The following is a 19,996-nucleotide window of genomic DNA, read 5'->3' on the forward strand; positions in this document are numbered from 1 at the left end:
GGATCTTGTGCGTTTGAGCCCGGTTTATGCGGCAAATAGTGCTACAGTCGCAGTCATATTTTTCTTTTCTAGCGGTTGTTCTGTGTCCGACACCCATCTTTCCCCCTCTTTGCCCCTGTCCGAAGTCATGCTGCTGAGCGCGCGCAATATTGAAGGCGTGCTGGCAGGCAAGTCCCTGACTGAAAGCCTGGCTGCAACGCCAGCGCCTGCCCGTGCGGCGGTGCAGTCTGTCAGCTTTCATGTTTTGCGCCGTCTGGGCCATGCCCGTCAGATTCGTATCACGCTGGTGCCACGCCAGCCCAGCAATACCTGGCTGGATGCCTTGCTGATGGTGTCGCTGGCCTTGCTGGATACAGCCATGCGTGTGCAAGAGGATGCCAAGACTTTTGAGGATCGCCCGGATGTGCCGGTCTATGCCGTGCATACGGTGGTGGATCAGGCCGTGCGTGCGGCTGATAGCCAGGCTGCGCTGCGTCTGTCCAAGGGGTTGGTGAACGGGGTGCTGCGTCGCTTTACACGCGAGCGCAAGATGATCCTGTCTCAGGTGGAGAGCCGCCCTGAAGCACGTTGGAATCATCCCGGCTGGTGGGTCAAGGAGTTGCGACGTGCTTACCCGCGTGATTGGGAAGCGCTGTTGCAAGCCGCCAATCGCCCCGGTCCTTTGACCTTGCGCGTGAATCAGCGTCGTTGCTCGGTGGAGCGTTTGCAGGCTGTGCTGACAGAGGCCGGTATTGCTTCCAGCAGCCCTGGCACGGGTGCCGTCACCTTGGACAAGGCGATGCCAGTTCAGGCGATTCCTGGTTTTGATCTGGGCTGGTGGTCGGTGCAGGATTGGTCGGCTCAGCAAGCGGGTCTGCTCTTGCCGGTCAAGGATGGCATGCGCGTGCTGGATGCATGCGCGGCTCCGGGTGGCAAGACGGCTCATTTGCTGGAACAGGCGGATGTTTCCTTACTGGCCCTGGACTCGGATGGTGAACGTCTGGAGCGTGTAGGTCACAACCTGCGTCGTCTGGGTTTGGCCAGTGACAAGGTTCAATTAAAACGGGGTGATGCGGCGCGTACTGCTCAATGGTGGGATGGTCAGCCCTTTGACGCCATCCTGGCGGATGTGCCTTGTACCGCCTCGGGTATTGTGCGTCGTCACCCCGATATTCGCTGGTTGCGCCGCGAGTCGGACATTGCTGATACCGCGCGTTTGCAAAGCTCTATACTGGATGCCTTGTGGTCCACATTGCGGCCCGGCGGGCATTTCCTGTATTCGACCTGCTCGATTTTCCCAGCTGAAGGGGAACAACAGGTTGAGGCGTTTTTGGCCCGTCACCCCGAGGCGCAGCTTTTGGACTCTCCTGGCCAGATTTTGCCCGGCGTTGCGGGACGATCGCTGGCAGATGGCGACGGTTTTTTCTACGCCTTATTTACGCGCCCGGTTTGACTTGTCACAATTAGGGCTCTGACTTTGTCCTTTTTGCGGTTAATCACGATGTGGCGCGTTTTTCTGTCTTTTCTGCTGATTTTCAACTGCGCGCTAAGCTCGGCCAATACCATTGTGCCGGTCGCTACGTCGGGAGAGCGGGTCGTCAAGGTCGAGCCCCATATTCGGGACGAAAAACTGTATATCGATGCGGATGTCGAGTTCGAGTTAAGTCCGGAATTGCGCACTGCTGCCGAGAAAGGGGTACCGCTGTATTTCACGGTTGAAGTGGAGTTGGCGCAGCCCCGCTGGTATTGGTTTGATAAAAACGTTGTTAAAGAACAACAAACCTGGCGGGTTGTGTACAACGCCCTGACCCGTCAGTGGCGCGTAGGCACGGGTGACCTGTCTTTACCCGAATCCTCCATGAATGACGCACTGGCCATGCTGCGGCATATCCGCGGCTGGGCCGTGGCGTATGTGGCTGATCTGGACCGCGACCAGGAATACCAGGGTCGTGTGCGTCTGCGCCTGGATACCTCTTTGCTGGCCCGTCCGTTTCAAGTGGACGCCATCAATAGTTCTGCCTGGACACTGGCTACTCCATGGAAAACCTTTTCCTTTTCCGTCTCCGTCGACGAGCCCCAACCTTGATACGTTGGATCTTGCGCACCGCTCTGTTTGGAGCGGGTGTCAGCGCGTTGGCGCTGTTTTCGCTTCTTGTCTGGTCTACGGGCAACGCTTCGCGCTACGCGCAGCAGTATGACTTGCTGCTGGTGCTCAACGGTGTACTGGCCGCCACGCTGATTTCCTGGGTGCTGTTGCTGACGATTCGTCTGTTCAGGCAAATACGTCGGCGTCAGTTTGGTGCCCGCATGACGGCGCGCTTTGCCTTTTACTTCACTTTGATTGGCATTATTCCGGGGGCGCTGATTTATCTGCTTTCAGTGCAGTTCATGTCGCGCTCAATCGAGTCCTGGTTCAACGTGCGGGTGGATACGGCACTGGAATCGGGCTTGAGCCTGGGCCGCGCCGCCCTGGATTCGCAGCTCAATGAGCTGGAAGGTCGTGCCAATGAAATGGTGTCGGCATTGAACAAGGCGGACAGCGCGCAGTACAGCAGCTTGCTGATCTCCTTGCGTGAAAACAGCGGGGTGACGGAGGCAATGGTGTTTTCGGGCAATGGTCGTCTGATTGCCTTTTCCTCGGGCCGCTACGACACGCTGCTGCCTGATATGCCGCCGTCCAGCGTGATGAATCAGCTGCGTATTGCAGGCCGCTATTCGGCTGCCGAGGTGGATGATGATGCGCCTGTTCACGACAACGGTCTGGACGAAGGCGGGGTTCCCGCAGAGTCCACCGGTTTGCGTTTGCGCACGGTTCTACCATTGGCCGATCCCAATCGCTTTGCAGCAACCTTGAGTGGTACGGCAGACTCGCGCTGGCTGCAGGTCATTCAGCCTGTGCCGGACAAGATTGCACGCAATGCCAACCAGGTGCAGCAAGGTTTCCGGGACTATCAGGAACTGGCCTTGTCTCGTCAGGGCTTGCGCAAGCTCTACGGTATTACGCTGACGCTGGCCTTGATTCTGGCGGTGTTTACGGCTGTGGCGGCTGCCCTGGCTTTGTCTCGTCGCCTGACGCGTCCTTTGCTGACATTGGCTGCGGGGACGCAGGCGGTAGGGGTGGGGGACTATCGGGCTTTGCCTGAGCCGCCCGCCAAGGATGAAGTTGGCCAGTTGACGCGCTCTTTCAATGCCATGACCCGACAGCTGGATGAAGCGCGCCGCATGGTCGAGAAAAATCGTCTGCAGCTGGAACGCTCCAATATGTACCTGGAGTCAGTGCTCAGTAATCTGTCCAGTGGTGTACTGGCGTTTGACGAGATGTTCCGCGTCACCATGTTCAACCAGGGGGCGCAGCGTATCTTGCAGGTGGACTTGCGCTCCATCAAGGGGCGTCCGCTGGAAACGCTGGAAGGGGCCATGACCTTTGCCTCGGTGATACGTGAAGCCTTTTCCACGCATCAGGCCATGGGCTCGGATCATCCTTACTGGCAGCAGCAGTTTGAATTGGAAATGCAAGAAGGTAATGAAGCGCGTGATACTATCGTCACCGTTTTGGCCCGTGGTACCTTGCTGCGTGTAGATGGTCAGCCAACCGGGTATCTGGTGGTGTTTGACGATATTACTGACGTGATTTCCGCCAGCCGTCTGGTGGCCTGGAGCGAGGTGGCTCGACGCCTGGCACACGAGATCAAGAACCCGTTAACGCCTATTCAGTTGTCGGCCGAACGACTGGCCATGAAACTGGAGTCGCAGCTGGATGAAGTCCATGCTGCCATGTTGCTGCGCTATACCAATACCATCGTCAATCAGGTCAGTTCGCTCAAGAAGATGGTGGAAGATTTCCGAGAGTATGCTCGTAAACCGGCGACTCAGATGCAAGCTCTGAATCTGAACGAGCTGATTACCGAAGTGCTGACTTTATATGGTTGGGACCCGGAAGAAGGCATGGTCCGGGACGATGGTTATAGTGTGGCAATTGATGTGGAGCTGGACCCTGATTTGCCCATGGTTCAAGGCGACCCCACGCAACTGCGGCAGGTTATCCATAATCTGCTGGCCAATGCTCGTGAAGCGGCTGCCCAGGATCAATCACTTGACCAGGCGCATGTATTTGTTAAAACCATGATTGCGGGCGTAGAAGGTTCCGACTCTTCTGATGCGGTCAGTTTTGTGGTGTCAGATAACGGGCCTGGTTTTGATCCCCAGATGCTGGTGCGCGTTTTTGAACCTTACGTAACCACCAAGCCCACCGGCACGGGTCTGGGACTTGCTATAGTTAAGAAAATCATCGAGGAGCACGGCGGCAGAATCGATGTTTCCAATCGTCGTGAGGGGGGGGCTCGCATTTCCATCCTCTTTACCCGGCTTGCTGGCCAGCATATTCGTCTGGACTCTGGGCGGCGAGCAAACGATAATGCGTAAAAATCACGTAGGTGACGTTTTATGGCCAGAATTCTGGTAGTTGATGACGAAATCGGCATTCGGGAACTTTTGTCGGAAATTCTTTACGACGAAGGGCACACCGTGCAATTGGCAGAGAATGCCGCCCAGGCTCGCGAGGCACGCTTGCGGGGCCGCCCCGATCTGGTCTTGCTGGATATCTGGATGCCAGACACTGACGGTGTCAGCCTGCTCAAGGAGTGGGCTTCTCAAGGCTTGCTGGATATGCCAGTGGTCATGATGAGTGGCCACGCCACGGTGGATACCGCGGTGGAAGCAACCCGTATTGGTGCGGTGGACTTCCTGGAAAAACCCATCACCATGCAGCGCCTGCTAAAGACCGTCGCCTCGGGTCTGGAGCGTACCGTTGCACCCAAGGCGCTGGCAGCCGCTGCCCGCCCGGTGGTTCAAGGTGGTGATCGCCGCCCTGAAACCGCCACAATGGCTCCCGGTATGGCACCTGCCATGGCCGTCCCTGAAGTCGAGCAGGATGAGTCCCAGCTGGGTAGCATTTCTTTGGATCTGCCTTTGCGCGAAGCGCGTGACGAGTTCGAGCGCATTTATTTTGAATATCATCTGCGCCGCGAAAATCACAGCATGACGCGTGTGTCGGAGCGTACTGGTCTGGAACGCACCCACTTGTACCGCAAGCTTAAACAGCTGGGTATAGACTCGTCGCGCAAGCGTAACCAGTCTTGATACAGTAGTTACCAAATGCATGGCCAGCAAGCTTCTGGCCAGCTCTGGCGCTGCGGGTAAAAGCAGCCTGGGGGGTTTGGGATTGAGGCGGCCTTTTCAGGCCGCCTTGCCGTTTAGAGAGCGGCGACGGATGCCGCAGGCAGTGCTTGCAACTTGCTCACGGTATCCAGGCATGTACGGGCCGCTTCCTGGCCCTTGACCACAAAGTGACGGTGGAAGTAATCGTGGTGCTCTTTGCCATCATGGAAATGGTGAGGAGTCAGCACGACTGAAAACACCGGCACGTTGGTGCTGAGCTGGACTTGCATCAAGCCTTGAATCACTGCGGTAGCCACAAAGTCGTGGCGATAAATACCGCCATCAACCACCAGGCCGGCAGCCACAACAGCGGCATATTGACCCGATTGGGCCAGACGTTGAGCATGCAGTGGGATTTCAAAGGCGCCGCCCACTTCAAAGAAGTCGATCAGGCTGCTGTCGTGGCCCATGGCTTTGACTTCGTCGATAAAACCCAGTCGGGCCTGATCCACAATGTCCTTGTGCCAGCAAGCTTGAATAAAGGCGATACGGGGAGCCAGAAGATTGGCTGAGGTAATACTGTTCATGTTGATTTCCTGTTTTATGACAACAAAAACAGGGCATGCAGGAAGCAGGATAGCTCAAGCCCATATCAGGATGACTCCTGTACAGGTTATGAGGGTATCCCGTTCTCTCTTTATCCGGACTATACCGTCGGCCCCGGAATCACACCGGGTCTGCTGTCCCTGACACAAGGCCAGGCGCTCGCGGGCTAGGCTAGTGCCATTACCGCCGGTGGGGACTTGCACCCCGCCCTGAGAACGTAGTTGGCCGGGGAGGCCAACCGGACGAGTTTACCGCTAAACCGTTTTTTTGTCAGAGGCGGGAGCCGCTAGTGGCAGCAAGAGCCTCAGAGTGCAGGGTGCGCCGGGCAGGAACTGGGCCTGGCCACCGTGGCGCAGCAAAATCTGACGCACAATCGTCAACCCCAGGCCCGCTCCTTTGCTGGCGCTGTCTTGCTTGTGAAAGCGCTCAAAGGCCAGATGAGCTGTTTGCGCATCCAAGGCTGCACCTTGATCGCTGATATCGATCGCGCATTGGTCTGGCTGTGGGTTATACAAATGCAAGCTGACCGTGCCTTTGCCATGTGTTAGGGCATTGTCCAGTGCGTTGACAATGGCTTCGGACAGATCGGCCTCACAGGCTTGAACAGTATCGAGCGAACTATCATCGTGAAATTGGATCTCTCGATTGGCCTGCTCGAAAAGCGGCCATAAGTCTCCCATCACACGGCGGCACAACGGTGCCAAGGCTGTGTGGTCTGTTAGCTCCGTAGCCTGCTCCTGCTTGCGGGCCAGGCTGAGCCATTGGCTGACCAGACGCTGCAAGTGGGTAATATCCTCGCGCAGCAAATCCCAGTCCTGCTCGCTATGGTGTTCAGCCGTTTGCAGACGCAAGGACATCACAGCTAATGGGGTGCGCAGTTGGTGCGCGGCATCTGCGACCAGTTGTTGTTCATGGTGATAGGCCTGCATCAGGCGGTCCAGACTTTGATTGACGGCCTGTGCCAAGGGGCGAATTTCTTTGGGCAGTTCAGTGACCGGCAAGCGCAGCTCGGGTTGAGCAGGGCCCAGCGTCGCAGCCAGATTTGCCGCTTGTCGTACCGGGCGCAAGGTCCAATGAATCAGCCAGGCGATCAACAACAGACCCACCGCACACACAGGCAGCCACAAAAGCAGTGAGCGCCACATGCGGGTTTGCAGCAAGGCTCCGATCAGCTCTCTTTCGCGCTGGTCTCGTTTGGCGACCATCAGGATTTCGCCACTGGGCAGCGTGACCGAAACCGACACCACATAGCCACTGCGATGCTTCAGTCTGAACAAAGCCAACTCGTCTTCAGGCTGAGCAGGGCGCAGGCGTCGTGGACTTGCCAGATTGGATGAGGCCTGGAGCAGCTCACCCTCGGCGCTGTACAGAGAATAGGACATTTCCCCACCGGCGTACTGACGCGGCAAGCTATCCAATGATTCCGAGGGTTTAAAGTCGCGGGCAATTTCCTCGGCCTGCAAAAACAGGCTGATGCGGCGCAGCTCGTCGCGGGTATCGAACAAGGACAGGGCCAGAGCGCAAAAGCCCAAGGCCAGCATCAGCAGCAGGCTGATCAGTAATCGCCCGCGCAGACTGAAGGCGCGCCTGCTCACAGAGCGCGCAAGCGGTAGCCCACACCGCGCACCGTGTCGATGCAAACCAGGGCATTTTGCTCGCGCAGCTTGCGGCGTAGTTTGGAGATCAACGCTTCGATGGCATTCAGACTGATGTCGGTCTGGTTTTGATAGAGCTGCTCCAGCAAATAATCCTTGACCAGCAAACGGGGGCTGGCCTGCATCAGCTCCAGCAAGAGCAGGCTTTCCCGCCGTGGCAACATCAAGGCTTGGTCATTGACCCAGGCTTGTCGCACTTCAGGCTCGAATCGTAGATTCGCGATCACCAGTTGCTGGTAACGATGGGGCGCAGCCCGCCGCAGGATTGCGCTAAGGCGGGCCTCCAGCTCAAGCAGATCAAAGGGTTTGAGCAGATAGTCGTCCGCACCGCCACGCAGCCCTTGAATGCGATTGTGGACGGCATCGCGCGCACTCAAGATCAGGCAGGGCAGGCGCTGGCTGCGATCTGGGCGATGCAGCTGCGCCAGAACTTCCATGCCGTCCATATCGGGCAATCCCAGATCCAGAATCAGGGCATCAAAGCTATGTTCTTGCAGCAGGGCAAGACCAATCCGCCCCGTCGTAGCGGTGCGAATTGCATATCCCTGCCCTTGCAGATGGCTTGCCAACAGGCTCAACAAAGGCCGGTGGTCTTCAATAATCAGAATAGTTTTCATCAGACTACGGTCAGAAACCGGGCTCATGATAGTGGCAAATAGAAATGAGTTTGGTTCGTATTATAAATAATGGAAGAATTCTGATGAAAATGAGAACGGGCCTGCGTTGGCCCTTGGCCGCCTTATCCTTGGCGTGCATGTCCGCCTGGGCTCAGGAACGCAATGAAGTTGAGCAGTTAAGTGCAATCTCGGTGACCGCCTCGGGATTCGCTCAGGAAGTGGTGAGCGCACCGGCCTCTATTACCGTGATTCCGCGCGAGGAGCTGGAGGGGAAACGCTTTGAGTCTTTGGCCGATGCCTTGCGCCAGGTGCCGGGCGTCAGCATTTTAGGTGGCGACAAAGGGGCTATCTCGATTCGCGGCATGGAGTCCGAGCATGTGCTGGTCTTGATTGATGGTCGCCGCCAGGACATGCGTCAGATCACTATGAAGGGTGGGGTGTCTGAGGCTCTGGACATGAACTGGATTCCCCCGCTGGAAGCCATTGAGCGTATCGAAGTGGTGCGTGGCCCCATGTCGACCTTGTACGGCTCTGAGGCTTTGGGCGGAGTCATCAATATTGTGACGCGCAAAGTGGCCGACAAATGGCACGGCTCCTTGACCGGTGGCTATACCTTGCAGGACAGTGGTTCGGCTGGAAATAGCGGCTCGGCTGATTTGTACTTGTCTGGCCCCATCGTGCCGGGGCGCTTGGGCTTGCAGTTCTGGGGCTACCACAAGCAACGTCAGGAAGATCAGGTGTTGAATGGCTTTGCGCGTGCCAAACGTCAAAACGGTACGGTGCGTTTGTGGGCAACCCCCAATAACAATCATGAGTTCATGTTTGAAGCTGGCCGCACGACCCAGCATTTCTGGACCACCTCCGGCAAGTCATTGGCTTTGACGGGCAAGGCCAATGAAAACGAGTACGTGCGCGACAGCTATACGCTGGCCCATACGGGGCGTTGGGGCCGCTTTGATACGGAGCTAAGCCTGAACCGTGAACAAGCCTATCGCGATGGCCCCACTCAAAGCGCCCGCCCTGATCTTCGCAATACCGTGATTGATGGCAAGCTCACCCTGCCTTTGGCCGATCACATGCTGGTGGGTGGTTTTCAGTGGCGCAAAAGCGAGTTGAAGGCCGATGGCTACTACGCCAATCCGAATGGCGCAGGTGTGGATACTTCCGTGCGTGAATACTCCCTGTTCCTGGAAGATGAATGGAGCCTGAGCCCATCCTTCGCCCTGACTGGCGGCGTGCGTATGGACGACAACGAGTTCTATGGCCGTCACTGGACTCCCCGTTTGTGCGGTGTCTGGAGTGCGACAGATGCCTGGACGCTGAAAGGCGGGATCGCCAAGGGTTTCAAGTCTCCGACCATCATGCAAAGCAATCCGCAAATCGGTTTGCCGCAGCGTGGCGGTGCTTATACCTGGGGCAATCCGGATCTGGAACCTGAGGTCAGCACCAACGTAGAACTGGGCTTGTACTTTGACGATGGCGGACCGTTGAGCGCCAACGCTACTTTGTTCCACACCCGCTACAAAAACAAGATCGCCAATACCGGCTCGCGTCAGCTGTACTACCCCGATGGCCGTCCTGTGCCACCGGACCCGTATACCAACAGCATGTATAGCACCTACTTCAATATCACTGAAGCACGGGTTCAGGGTCTGGAACTGGGCTTGGCCTATCGCTTTAACGAGCAATGGAAAGTGCGCGGCAGCTATACCTTTACGGACTCCAAGGTGCGTAATGGCAGCGCCACTATCCTGGGCTTTGGCTACCCGCAGTCTGAAGGACAGCCCTTGGTGGCGACCCCACGCAATATGGGCAGCCTGACCGTGGACTGGACGCCGAATGAAGCCGTGTCAGCTTTCTCGACCTTGAACGTGCGTGGTCGGGAAACCAATATTTCCTGGGGACAGGGCGGTGCTGTCAGCGAAAGCATGGGGACGATTGCTACGGTGGATCTGGGAGCCAGCTGGCGTGCCAGAAAAGATCTGAGCTTGAGCGCGGCCGTCTATAACCTGACCGATCGTCGTCGCGACTCGGGTACCAGCGGAGCCTATTCCTATGCGGAAGATGGCCGCCGCTTCTGGTTGCAGGCCGAATACCGCTTCTAAATGCGGTTTATTCCTGGGGTTTGGGGCGGCGGCTGATTGTGGAGATCGGCACGCTGACCTCGCCCTGGGTGCTGCGACGGCTACGAGCGCGCCAGGCGTGCCCGTACGCAATTTCCAAGCTCAAATGCAAGGTGCCGTCCATATGGCGCTGTTTCTCCAGCGCATTGAGCAGGCGTTGACGCCAGGGCAGGGTGCTCAGGCTGGCCTTGCGTTGTGGGTGCGGATTGCCGCCCAGCAGACGCAAATCATCCAGCAGTTTTTCAGCGCTGCGGTAGGTTAGCGTCACGACCTCCTGATCCATCACGGGATCAGCAAAACCGTTTTCCAGCAACAGATCGCCAAAGTCGTGCATGTCCACGAATTCCAGCGTTTGGGTGCCCAGATCCGCTTGCTCCATGGCACTGCGCAGCTCGGCAAAAGAGCCGGGACCCAGGCAGGAGAACATGACCAGCGTCTCGGGTTTCAGCAGGCGGTTCCATTCAGCCAGGACTCGATGCGGTTCCGGGTGCCAGTGCAGTGCCATGTTCGACCAGACCAGCTCCTGGCTTTCTGCGGGCAGGCCGCTGTTGGCCATATCGGCCTGAACCCAGTTGGCAGCAGGGGTAGGTTGGTTGCGCAGTTTTTGCCACAGGCTGGGTTTGGATTGGTAGCGCTCGCGGGCAACCTCCAACAGCTTGGCGCTGCGATCCAGACCGGTGTAGTTCATATCCGGGTAGCGGGAACGCAAAGGCTCCAGCGCGTGGCTGGCACCACAGCCGGCATCCAGAATATGAGTGGGTTGCAAGCGCACCAAAGCCAGCCGGGACAACATCCGTTGGGCGACTTCACCATAAAGAAACTGAGCGTGATCCAGGGGAGCGCGGCGATTGAATTGCTGCTCGACGTGGGCGGAGTTGATTGGTAAAGAAGGTAACTGGGACATAGTTGCGCGGACGTTGCTGGCCTGGATCAGTGGCATGTGCTGTGATCGAATCAGCCTGGCTCTGAAAGGTAATGATCTATTATGGCGCATCCCCTGTTTCGGCGCGAGCCGACCCACCGTCTTGTAGGGATTCCACTGTTGGCACGGCCTTGTGTGCTGTGCGGATTGCGTTCGCAAAGTGGCGCACTGTGCCGCTTTTGCCGACACGCGCTGGCAACACCCGCCCAGGATTTGCGCTGCCCTCGTTGTGCTTTGGCCTTGCCGCCCTTGGCTTTACTGGCCTGCCCGGACTGCGGAGCAGGGCAGTTGTCCCTGCAAGCGACGGTTGCCGGATTCGATTATGAACATCCTGGCGATATGCTGATACATGCGTTTAAAATTTCCCGTCGGCTGGAAATGGCAGCGGTGTTGGCGGAACTGATGGTGCAGCAATGGCGTAGGCATGGGCCTGTGCTGAACGCTGCTTGCCGGGTCATTCCAGTGCCTTCGCAGCGTAAAGCCTTGCACCGGCGGGGCTTCAATCCGGCAGCGGTACTGGCCAGGCGCGTGGCACATGAATTGGGTTTGTCAGCACGTTTGCATATCGTCACGGCGCAGCTACGGCACGAGCAGGCCCAGAAGACCTTGGGGCGTCAGGCCCGCAGGCAGGCCATGCGGGGCGCTTTTAACCTGCGGGAGTCGCTACAAGGCTGTGATGTGCTGTTGGTCGATGATGTGCTGACCACAGGAGCCACTTTGGATGCCCTGGCACGGGCCTGCCGTTTGGCGGGCGCACAGTCTGTTTATGCCTTGGTCGCTGCACGAGCTCCCTGGAAATTGAAGGCATCCTAGCCCTGTATACTTCCTCGCTTGTTCGCGGCTTTTTCTGCACTTTTTAGGTTTTTCATGTTTCATATTGTCCTGGTTTCGCCCGAGATCCCTCCCAACACGGGTAACGTCATTCGACTGGCAGCCAATACGGGCTGTGTCCTGCACTTGGTGCGGCCCCTGGGCTTTGAGCTTGAAGACAGCAAGCTGCGTCGTGCCGGGCTGGATTATCACGAGTGGGCGCAAGTGAAGGTGCACGACAGTCTGGAAGAAGCCCTCCAGGCCACGGGCTCCGCGCCGGATCGCGCGTTTGCCCTGACTACACGTGGTAGCCATTTGCTGGCTGAGCAAAGCTTTCAGCCGGGTGATGTATTTGTATTTGGCCGCGAAACCGCAGGCTTGTCTGCAGAACAACTGGCCTTGTTTCCCAACGAGCAGCGGATTCGTCTGCCCATGTTGGCGGGGCAACGCAGCTTGAACCTGTCCAATGCCGTGGCGATTTGTGTTTTTGATGCCTGGCGGCAAGCGGGTTACGAAGGTGGGGTTTAAGCTTGTGTAGAGACAGGCCGCCAGGGTGTAGTCCTGGGCGACGCCACATTTGTCATTGAACGGCGCGTATTTATTTTTGAGTGATGGCTGCAAAGAAAACGGCCCCGCAAATCTTGAATTTGCAGGGCCGTTTTTTTCGATCTTGTCCTTATTCCAGCGACAGATTCAGGCGTTCAATCACTTCATCCCAACGAGCCTTGTCGGCAATGATCTTGTCCGTCATCTCCTGCGGGGTGGAAGGCTCGGACGAGAAGTAAAAGGCGTTGAGCTTGGCCTTGATGTCGTCGCGTTGCAGGATGGTGGTGATTTCCTGGTTCAGGCGTTTGACCACATCGTCCGAGGTATTGTGGGGCACAAAGAAAGCATCCCAGGAAATCGCCTCGAAGTTTTCCAGACCGGCTTGCGCCATGGTGTCCAGACCGGGCAGCAATTCGCTGGGTTGCAAGGAGGTCACGGCCAGGGCTTTCACCTTGCCGGCTTCAACCTGGGGCATGGCAATGCCGGGCACCATGAAGGCGGCGTCAATGTCGCCACCAATAATGGCGGTCAGGATTTGTGGAAAGCCCGAGTAGGGGATTTGTTCCAGTTTGATATCAACCGCATGTTCCAGCATGGCCATGGCCAAGTGGGCCGAGCTGCCGGGGCCAACTGAGCCGTAGTTCAATTCGCCAGGACGAGATTTCGCCAGGGCAATGAACTCTTCCACCGTGTTGGCGGGCGAGTTGGCCGGCACGACCAGCACGTTGGGGCTGGTGCCAATCATGGAGATGGCCTGCAAGTCTTTCAGCGGGTCATAGCCCAGCGAGGTCTTGTACAGGGTGGGGGCGGTCACCATGGGACCATTGATGGTCAGCAGCAGGGTGTAGCCGTCGGGCTTGGCATGCGCCACAAAGCGCGTGCCGATATTGCCACCAGCACCAGGACGGTTATCAACAATGACAGTTTGGCCCAAAGCTTGGGACAGGGGCTCGGAAATGGCACGGGCCAGGGCGTCAGGCGAGGAGCCTGCTGGAAAGGGCACGACCATTTGAATCGGGCGCTCAGGCCAGCTGGATTGGGCCAGAGCCGATTGAGCCAGCAAACCAGTGCAGGCCAGCCCCAGGACGGAGCGGATCAGAAGATCACGAGAACGAGCAAGCAATGACATTGTTTTATTCTGAGTAAGAGACGGTTGACTGCAGTTCTGGCAGCGCGGGTGAAGTGCCAGATCGGGCAGACGAAGGTATTAGTGGCCTTCCTGCTTTGCCTCGCGGGTAAGCAAGGCGTGGACAGCTTCGCGCGGGGCCAGTTTTTCAAACAGGATTTGGCAGACCGCGGCGGTAATCGGTAATTCAATCTGGTGCGCTCGGCCCATTTCCAGAACCGAACGGGCACAGCGTACACCTTCAGCGGTAATGCCGGTGGCCAGGATGCTGTCCAGGCTTTCACCAGCACCCAGCGCCAGGCCTACTTGGCGATTGCGGGACAATTCGCCCGTAGCCGTCAGGACCAGATCTCCCAGACCGGCCAGGCCGGAGAAGGTTTCTGCTTGACCACCCAGGGCAACACCCAGGCGCTGCATTTCAGCCAGGCCTCGGGTAATCAGGGCAGCACGGGCGTTATGGCCCAGGCCCAGAGCGTCGGCAATGCCACAGGCAATGGCCATAATGTTTTTGACAGCGCCGCCCACTTCCACGCCGATCATGTCGGTGCTGGTGTACAGGCGCGCTTGCTTGCCATGCAAAGCCTCCAGGGCAATGCCGGCCATATCAGCAGGTTCGCAGGCCAGTGTCAGCGCAACAGGCAGGCCTTTAGCCACTTCCAGGGCGAACGAAGGGCCAGAGAGCACGGCACGGCCTAGCCAGGGATGGTCGGGCAGGCTTTCACGCACAATCTGGTGGGGTAATAAGCCGCTTTCCTGATGGAAGCCTTTACAGGTCCATACCAGCAGGACGGGATGGCGGCGTGTGGCAGGCAGGTATTGCGCCAGATCCACACAGGTTTGTGCCAGACCACGCACAGGCACGCCCAGAATCAGCAGGGCAGGGCCGGTGTCATCAGCCAGGGCAAACTCCATGACTTGCTGCAGGCTGTCGCTGGCCTGTAGCGAGTCGGACAGCACGACATCGGGCAGGTAGGCTGGATTGCGATGATCCTGCCCGATGGCTTGTGCGGTTGATGCTTTGCGCGCCCATACCATCGTGGGAGCCTGGGTGCTGGCCAGAGCGGCCAAGGCCGTTCCCCAGCTGCCAGCGCCCAGGACTGCAACACGAACAGGAGTGTGCGCGTTTGACATCATCAGGCCTGCAAAGGCTGGCCGTCAGCGGGGGCGGCTTGCTGGGCCAGACGCTGCTCGTACAGGGACTGGAAGTTCACTTCAGTCAGGTGCAGGGCAGGCAGGGAAGTGCGGTTGATGGCGTCGGCCACGGCAGCGCGCAAGTAGGGGTACAGCATGGTGGGGCACACAATGCCCAGCAGGGGTTCGAGCTGCTCTTCAGGAATGTTGGCAGCTTCAAAGATACCGGCTTGGGTGGCTTCGACCAGGTACATGACCTTGTCGCCAATGCGTGTGGTCACAGTAGCGGTGACGGTGCTTTCGTAGACGGTGTCAGCCAGGCGTTGGCCGCCTACATTGATGGACACTTCCACGGAAGGGGCCTCTTGCTCCAGAAAGATCTGGGGAGCGTTGGGCATTTCGATGGACAGGTCTTTGATGTAGGTGCGCTGCAGGCTGAAGCTGGGTTGTTGAGCTTCTTGGTCAGCGGCTGGGGTGTTCTGGTCGGCCATGGGTGATCCTATGGGATAAAAAAATTGTTAGAAAAAAAATCAGGCAGCCAGCAGAGGCAGCAGGCCACCTTCGCGGTCCAAAGCGGCCAGATCATCGTAGCCACCTACATGGGTGTCGCCTATGTAGATTTGGGGAACGGTACGCCGACCGGTGCGCTCCATCATGAGAGCGCGCTGTTCGGGCTCGCGATCAATCATGATTTTATTGATTTCAGTTACGCCGCGTTGCTTGAGCAGCATTTCAGCGCGCACACAATAAGGGCACACCATTGTGGAGTACATCGTGACTTTTGCCATGAGAGCCTCGTAGAAGGGGGAGCTTACGATTTTTTGACGGGCAGACTGGACTGCAGCCAGCCTTGAATACCGCCTTGCAATGTGTAGGCTTCGTTGATGCCGTGCTTGCGCAGGACGGCCACGCTGCGCGGAGCGCTGCGACCGGTATCGCACACCAGAATGACAGGCTTGTCTTTGGGCAGTGTGCTGGCCTTGGCGTCAAGGTCGGCAGCAGGAATGTTGCGAGATTGTGCAATTGCCCCGGCCTTGAACTGATCGGCGCTGCGCAGATCAATCAAAATAGCGTCTTTCTGGTTTACCATCTGTACCGCTTCCGAGCTTGAAACTGCGCGTCCCGCACGGCCTTTGAAAAAGCTGGGTATTAACAGCATAATGCCGGCAAGCACCGCAATTGCTAAAATTAGAAGATTGTTCTGACTTAAGATGAAGTCCACGTTAAATCCTGTTGATTACCAAGAAAAGCAAGAAAAAAGGGCAAGATCACACGATTATAGAGTGGCGCCAATTTTTCAACCTCGAGGCTGTTTTTACCATGTATAAACTTGTACTGATGCGGCACGGCGAAAGCCAGTGGAACCTGGAGAACCGGTTTACTGGCTGGACCGATGTCGATCTTACCGAAACCGGGCGTCAACAGGCAAAGCAGGCCGGTGATCTGCTTAAAGAAAACGGTTTTGAGTTCGACCTGGCTTTCGCCTCGGTCCTCAAGCGCGCTATCCGTACCTTGTGGATCGCCCTGGATTCGATGGACGCCATGCACACCCCCATAGGTTTGAGCTGGCGCCTGAACGAACGCCATTATGGTGCTTTACAGGGCTTAAATAAAGCCGAAACCGCACAAAAGTACGGTGAGGATCAAGTCCTGGTCTGGCGTCGTGCCTACGCAATCGCTCCCGAGCCCGTCGCTGAAGACGATCCACGCAATCCGCGTTTTGATGCTCGCTACGCTCGTGTGCCAGCTGATCAACTGCCTCGCACTGAGTGCTTGCAAGACACCGTAGCCCGCGTGGTTCCTTTCTGGGACGAGTCTATTGCTCCTGCAATCCGCTCCGGCCGTCGCGTTCTGGTGACGGCTCACGGCAACAGCTTGCGAGCGCTGATCAAGCACCTGGACGGCATCTCTGACGAGGACATCGTTCACCTGAATATTCCTACCGGCCAGCCTTTGGTGTACGAGCTGGACGAAAACCTGCGTCCTATCCGTCATTACTACCTGGGCGACCAGGAAGCGATTGCGGCTCAGATGCAAGCCGTGGCCAATCAGGGCAAGGCGCAGTAAATAATGTGGCGCTACAGCGTTTGCCTGTTGCTGGCAGCCTGGACCTTACCGGCCCTGGCTGCTGATCCGGACTTGGCCGCCCGCCAGGCCCAGGCTCAAAAGCAGCAGGCAGAGCTGCGCCAGAAGATCGAATCGCTGCGCAAAACCATCGACACCAGCGAAAGCTCGCGTCGTGACGCCGCCAATGCCTTGCGCGAATCCGAGCAGGCTATTTCCGATATCGATCGCACGCTGGCTCAGATTGAGCAGCGGCAGGAACAATTGCATCAGCAGCTAGGTACGCTGGGCAAACAGATCAGCGAACAGCAAGTGATCAAAGAGCAACGTCAGCAGGAGCTGGCCGAGCAATTACGAGCGCAATACGCCAATGGTGTGTCGCCCTGGTCTGCCCTCTTGTCGGGTGATGATCCCAACGCCATTAACCGCGAATTGCATTACCTGGGCTATGTCTCGCGTCAGCAGACCGAGCAGGTTCATAAAGTACGTCGCACCGTAGAGCGTCTGGATCGCTTGCAGACCCAGGTTGCCGCGCGTGAGAAAGAGCAGGAGCAACTGGCCAAGGAGGCCGCGGCTCAGAAGGAAGCTCTGGAAGAACAAAAAGAAAAACGAGCCAAGGTGGTGGCTGACATCAGCGCCGAGCTGGAACGCCAGCGCGGTCAGGCTGCCAACCTGCAAAGTAATGACAAACGGCTGGGAGATTTGATCTCCGGCCTGGAAACTGAAATTGCCCGACAGGCCGAGCTGGCCCGTCGCGCCGAAGAACAACGCCGACGGGAAGCGGCGCGCCGTGCTGAGGAAGCGCGCAAAGCCGAGCTGGCTCGTCAGCAAGAGTTGCAGCGTAAAGCCAAACAAGAGCAGGCCGCCCGTGAACAGGCGCGTCTGGAGCGCGAGCGGGAGTTGCTGGAGCGGGCTCGTGCCACGCAACCGCCTTTGCCTGCGGCCTTGCCACCTAGCAAGCCGGAACCTGCTGCGCCACAGAAGCCAGATCCGGAACCCATGATTCCGCGTCCACCGCTGACCTACACGCCGCCGACCGCGAACGAGCGTCTCTTGTCAGACAGCCTGGAAGCGTCGTCCGAGCCTAGCGAGCCGATCAGCAAACCAGCCGCTCCCAAAGTGCGCGAGGTTCAGGTCGTTGAGGAGCCCGTCGAGCAGGCATCTGCTCCCGCCTTGGAACCAGAAGGTGGTTTCCAGGGTCTGAAACGTGGCTTGCCTTATCCGGTACGCGGCGAAATGCAAGGCAAGTTCGGGGCTGAACGTCCTGATGGCGGCATTTGGCGCGGTATTGTGTTGCGAGCACAGGCCGGCACCACGGTTCGCGCGGTAGCTCCAGGCCGAGTGGTTTTTGCCAGCTGGATGACCGGTTTTGGTAATTTGCTGATTATTGATCATGGTCGCGATTACTTGAGTGTCTATGCCTATAACCAGAGCACCCTCAAGCAAGTAGGCGATATTGTGGGGCGTGGGGATGCGGTTGCGCGGGTGGGAGCCACCGGCGGCCAGGTTGAACCCGGCCTGTACTTTGAGTTGCGCCATCAAGGCAAGCCAATCAATCCGCAGGTTTGGTTAGGTTCCTAAGCCACTTTTGCCTGCGGTGCTTACGTTTGCTCGCATTTGTTGCGCGGGGTAGCGACTCCAGCCCAGTTCACGCTGGTCGACGCTTTACGCTACTCTTATAATGCATGGTCGGGTCAGCTCCGGGAGGTGGCCCCGTCTTGAATCTGAAAATAATGGGAATGTGCATGAGCACTCGAAGGATTGGCAGCATTGGTCTAGTGGCAGCAGGTGCTGTGGGCGGTATCTTGATCAGCCTGGGCATTACTGCGGTCGCTCAACGCGGCGAGCCATTGCCTTTGCGCGAACTGCAGCAGTTCGCCAATGTGTTCGCTGCCATCAAGAACACGTATGTGGAGCCCCTGACGGATCAGGCCCTGGTCAATAACGCGATCAAGGGTTTGTTTACCGATCTGGATCCGCACTCAGCCTATCTGGATGCCGACGCTTTCAAGGAAATGGAAGCCATGACCCAAGGCGGGTTCGGCGGTCTGGGCATAGAGATTGGTAGCGAAGACGGGATGCCTAAAGTTATCTCGCCTATCGAGGATACACCTGCGGCGCGCGCCGGTATTCTGGCGGGCGACATCATCACGCACATCAATGGCAAACCCACCAAGGATTTGAGCCTGAATGATGCCGTCAAGCAAATGCGTGGCGAGCCCAAAACCTCCATCAAGCTGACTATCCGTCGTGCTGGACGTGACAAGCCGCTGGAGTTCAACCTGGTGCGTGATGTCATCAAGGTGCGCAGTGTGCGCTCCAAGATGCTGGCTGACGATGTGGCTTATGTACGCATTGCCCAGTTCCAGGAACGTACCGCTGCTGATCTGGTCAAGCAGTTGTCCGAAGTTCATAAAGGCCCAGGCGCACCAAAAGGCTTGGTGATTGACCTGCGTAACGACCCTGGTGGCTTGCTGGAAAGCGCTATCGGCGTGACTTCCGCCTTCCTGGATTCGGGTGATCTGGTGGTTTCCACCAAGGGCCGTATTCCTTCCTCCAACCGCGAGTACTACGTCAAATCCATGCAGTCCGTTCTGGGCGAGCTGGATACGGACGCGGATGTTCTGAAGAAACTGGATTGGCTCAAGAACGTGCCTATCGTGGTGCTGGTAAATGTGGGTTCGGCCTCGGCGTCGGAAATTGTGGCCGGTGCTTTGCAAGACCACAAACGCGCCACCATTATCGGTAACCGCACCTTCGGCAAGGGCTCGGTGCAAAGTGTGGTCCCTCTGTCCGAGGAATCGGGCCTGAAACTGACGACTGCCTTGTACTACACACCTAACGGTACTTCTATTCAGGTAACGGGTGTCCAGCCGGACGTGGTCGTGGATGACACCGCCCAGGGCAATCTGTTCCGCCTGCCGCGTGAAGTGGACTTGAAGCGTCACCTGGTCAACAGCAAGGTGGATGAAACTACCGAAGAAGAACAGCCTGATCTGGGTATGAGCCCGGAATTCAAGATGTTTGAATTCGGTGGTGACGACGACTTCCAGTTGCAGCAAGCGCTGAACCATCTGGCTGGCCGTCCTGTGATCAAGAATGATCCAGCCAAAGTAGCTGCCGCCAAGGAAACGGCTGCCAAGCGCGAAAAGGAAGTGGAGTCCGAGTCGCCGGAAAAAAAAAGTCCCCTGAGTCAGCAACCCAGCGTTGAGCGGTTCCGAATCACCCCCAAGGGGCTCGAACCGGTAAAGCCGTAAACA

Annotated in this window: 19 protein-coding genes and 1 riboswitch; of the genes, 10 read left to right on the top strand and 9 right to left on the bottom strand. The window is 57.6% G+C overall.

What is annotated here, in order from left to right; translation table 11 throughout:
• The first annotated feature begins 127 nt into the window (after positions 1-127).
• From rsmB to ACLPGZ_RS01350, 4 genes are read left to right on the top strand one after another with little or no spacing between them, the layout of a single operon-like run.
• Entirely contained in the window at positions 128-1,432 is a 1,305-nt protein-coding gene (rsmB, locus tag ACLPGZ_RS01335) for a 16S rRNA (cytosine(967)-C(5))-methyltransferase RsmB (protein ID WP_045929809.1), read from the top strand.
• Between the two features lie 48 nt (positions 1,433-1,480).
• Positions 1,481-2,065: a DUF4390 domain-containing protein gene (locus ACLPGZ_RS01340; protein ID WP_042486797.1), complete on the top strand. Its 585-nt coding sequence runs from the start codon at positions 1,481-1,483 to the stop codon at positions 2,063-2,065.
• The gene (locus ACLPGZ_RS01345) at positions 2,065-4,401 is read left to right on the top strand and encodes a sensor histidine kinase (RefSeq protein WP_035270606.1); all 2,337 of its coding nucleotides are present in this window, start codon (positions 2,065-2,067) and stop codon (positions 4,399-4,401) included. Before ACLPGZ_RS01340 ends, ACLPGZ_RS01345 begins: the two co-directional genes overlap by 1 nt.
• A 21-nt stretch (positions 4,402-4,422) precedes the next feature.
• Positions 4,423-5,118 carry a response regulator gene (locus ACLPGZ_RS01350; protein WP_060185356.1) on the top strand — a complete coding sequence of 232 codons (696 nt, stop codon included), beginning with the start codon at positions 4,423-4,425 and terminating at the stop codon, positions 5,116-5,118.
• Positions 5,119-5,231: 113 nt separating this feature from the next.
• Here the strand turns inward: ACLPGZ_RS01350 and ACLPGZ_RS01355 are convergent, their stop codons facing one another.
• The 3 genes from ACLPGZ_RS01355 to ACLPGZ_RS01365 all read right to left on the bottom strand — a co-directional run bounded on the left by ACLPGZ_RS01355 (position 5,232) and on the right by ACLPGZ_RS01365 (position 8,014).
• Positions 5,232-5,723, bottom strand: coding sequence for a 6,7-dimethyl-8-ribityllumazine synthase (locus ACLPGZ_RS01355; RefSeq protein WP_429640946.1), 492 nt, complete (start codon positions 5,721-5,723; stop codon positions 5,232-5,234).
• A 97-nt stretch (positions 5,724-5,820) separates the two neighbouring features.
• Positions 5,821-5,963: riboswitch (FMN riboswitch) on the bottom strand.
• 33 nt (positions 5,964-5,996) lie between these two features.
• On the bottom strand, positions 5,997-7,337 hold the full coding sequence (locus tag ACLPGZ_RS01360) for a HAMP domain-containing sensor histidine kinase (RefSeq protein WP_429640947.1): 1,341 nt from the start codon (positions 7,335-7,337) through the stop codon (positions 5,997-5,999).
• Positions 7,334-8,014, bottom strand: a complete 681-nt coding sequence (locus tag ACLPGZ_RS01365; protein WP_021447183.1) for a response regulator transcription factor — start codon at positions 8,012-8,014, stop codon at positions 7,334-7,336. Before ACLPGZ_RS01365 ends, ACLPGZ_RS01360 begins: the two co-directional genes overlap by 4 nt.
• 83 nt (positions 8,015-8,097) lie before the next feature.
• On the opposite strand from ACLPGZ_RS01365, the gene ACLPGZ_RS01370 reads away from it, so the two are divergent.
• Positions 8,098-10,119, top strand: coding sequence for a TonB-dependent receptor domain-containing protein (locus ACLPGZ_RS01370; protein ID WP_429640948.1), 2,022 nt, complete (start codon positions 8,098-8,100; stop codon positions 10,117-10,119).
• Between the two features lie 7 nt (positions 10,120-10,126).
• Here ACLPGZ_RS01370 and ACLPGZ_RS01375 read toward each other — a convergent pair whose 3' ends face one another.
• Positions 10,127-11,041, bottom strand: coding sequence for a methyltransferase domain-containing protein (locus ACLPGZ_RS01375; protein WP_031232879.1), 915 nt, complete (start codon positions 11,039-11,041; stop codon positions 10,127-10,129).
• Positions 11,042-11,122: 81 nt separating this feature from the next.
• On the opposite strand from ACLPGZ_RS01375, the gene ACLPGZ_RS01380 reads away from it, so the two are divergent.
• Positions 11,123-11,872, top strand: a complete 750-nt coding sequence (locus ACLPGZ_RS01380) for a ComF family protein (RefSeq protein WP_268379783.1) — start codon at positions 11,123-11,125, stop codon at positions 11,870-11,872.
• Positions 11,873-11,926: 54 nt separating this feature from the next.
• Positions 11,927-12,397, top strand: coding sequence for a tRNA (cytidine(34)-2'-O)-methyltransferase (locus ACLPGZ_RS01385; protein WP_035270260.1), 471 nt, complete (start codon positions 11,927-11,929; stop codon positions 12,395-12,397).
• A 148-nt stretch (positions 12,398-12,545) separates the two neighbouring features.
• On the opposite strand, the gene ACLPGZ_RS01390 is transcribed toward ACLPGZ_RS01385, so the two are convergent.
• The 5 genes from ACLPGZ_RS01390 to ACLPGZ_RS01410 form a co-directional block, all read right to left on the bottom strand.
• Positions 12,546-13,544 (bottom strand): Bug family tripartite tricarboxylate transporter substrate binding protein, encoded by a 999-nt coding sequence (locus ACLPGZ_RS01390; protein WP_035270263.1) that lies wholly within the window; start codon positions 13,542-13,544, stop codon positions 12,546-12,548.
• Positions 13,545-13,622: 78 nt separating this feature from the next.
• Positions 13,623-14,675: an NAD(P)H-dependent glycerol-3-phosphate dehydrogenase gene (locus tag ACLPGZ_RS01395; RefSeq protein WP_429640949.1), complete on the bottom strand. Its 1,053-nt coding sequence runs from the start codon at positions 14,673-14,675 to the stop codon at positions 13,623-13,625.
• Positions 14,675-15,163: a protein-export chaperone SecB gene (gene secB, locus ACLPGZ_RS01400; protein WP_009458614.1), complete on the bottom strand. Its 489-nt coding sequence runs from the start codon at positions 15,161-15,163 to the stop codon at positions 14,675-14,677. The genes ACLPGZ_RS01395 and secB overlap by 1 nt, the downstream gene beginning before the upstream one ends.
• Before the next feature lie 39 nt (positions 15,164-15,202).
• Entirely contained in the window at positions 15,203-15,460 is a 258-nt protein-coding gene (gene grxC, locus ACLPGZ_RS01405) for a glutaredoxin 3 (RefSeq protein WP_009458616.1), read from the bottom strand.
• 23 nt (positions 15,461-15,483) lie between these two features.
• Entirely contained in the window at positions 15,484-15,831 is a 348-nt protein-coding gene (locus ACLPGZ_RS01410) for a rhodanese-like domain-containing protein (protein ID WP_226349166.1), read from the bottom strand.
• A 161-nt stretch (positions 15,832-15,992) separates the two neighbouring features.
• Between ACLPGZ_RS01410 and gpmA the strand changes: the two genes are divergently transcribed.
• The 3 genes from gpmA (at position 15,993) to ACLPGZ_RS01425 (ending at position 19,993) form a co-directional block, all read left to right on the top strand.
• Positions 15,993-16,739: a 2,3-diphosphoglycerate-dependent phosphoglycerate mutase gene (gene gpmA / locus ACLPGZ_RS01415; protein ID WP_009458620.1), complete on the top strand. Its 747-nt coding sequence runs from the start codon at positions 15,993-15,995 to the stop codon at positions 16,737-16,739.
• 3 nt (positions 16,740-16,742) lie between these two features.
• Complete coding sequence (locus ACLPGZ_RS01420) at positions 16,743-18,317, top strand: murein hydrolase activator EnvC family protein (protein WP_115634451.1); 1,575 nt, start codon at positions 16,743-16,745, stop codon at positions 18,315-18,317.
• A 164-nt stretch (positions 18,318-18,481) separates the two neighbouring features.
• A complete protein-coding gene (locus ACLPGZ_RS01425; RefSeq protein ID WP_429640950.1) occupies positions 18,482-19,993 on the top strand; it encodes a S41 family peptidase in 1,512 nt (503 codons plus the stop codon).
• The last annotated feature ends 3 nt before the right edge of the window (positions 19,994-19,996 follow it).

The sequence above is a fragment of the Alcaligenes sp. Me129 genome, from assembly GCF_050487245.1.
GTDB classification, from domain to species: Bacteria; Pseudomonadota; Gammaproteobacteria; order Burkholderiales; family Burkholderiaceae_B; genus Alcaligenes; species Alcaligenes phenolicus.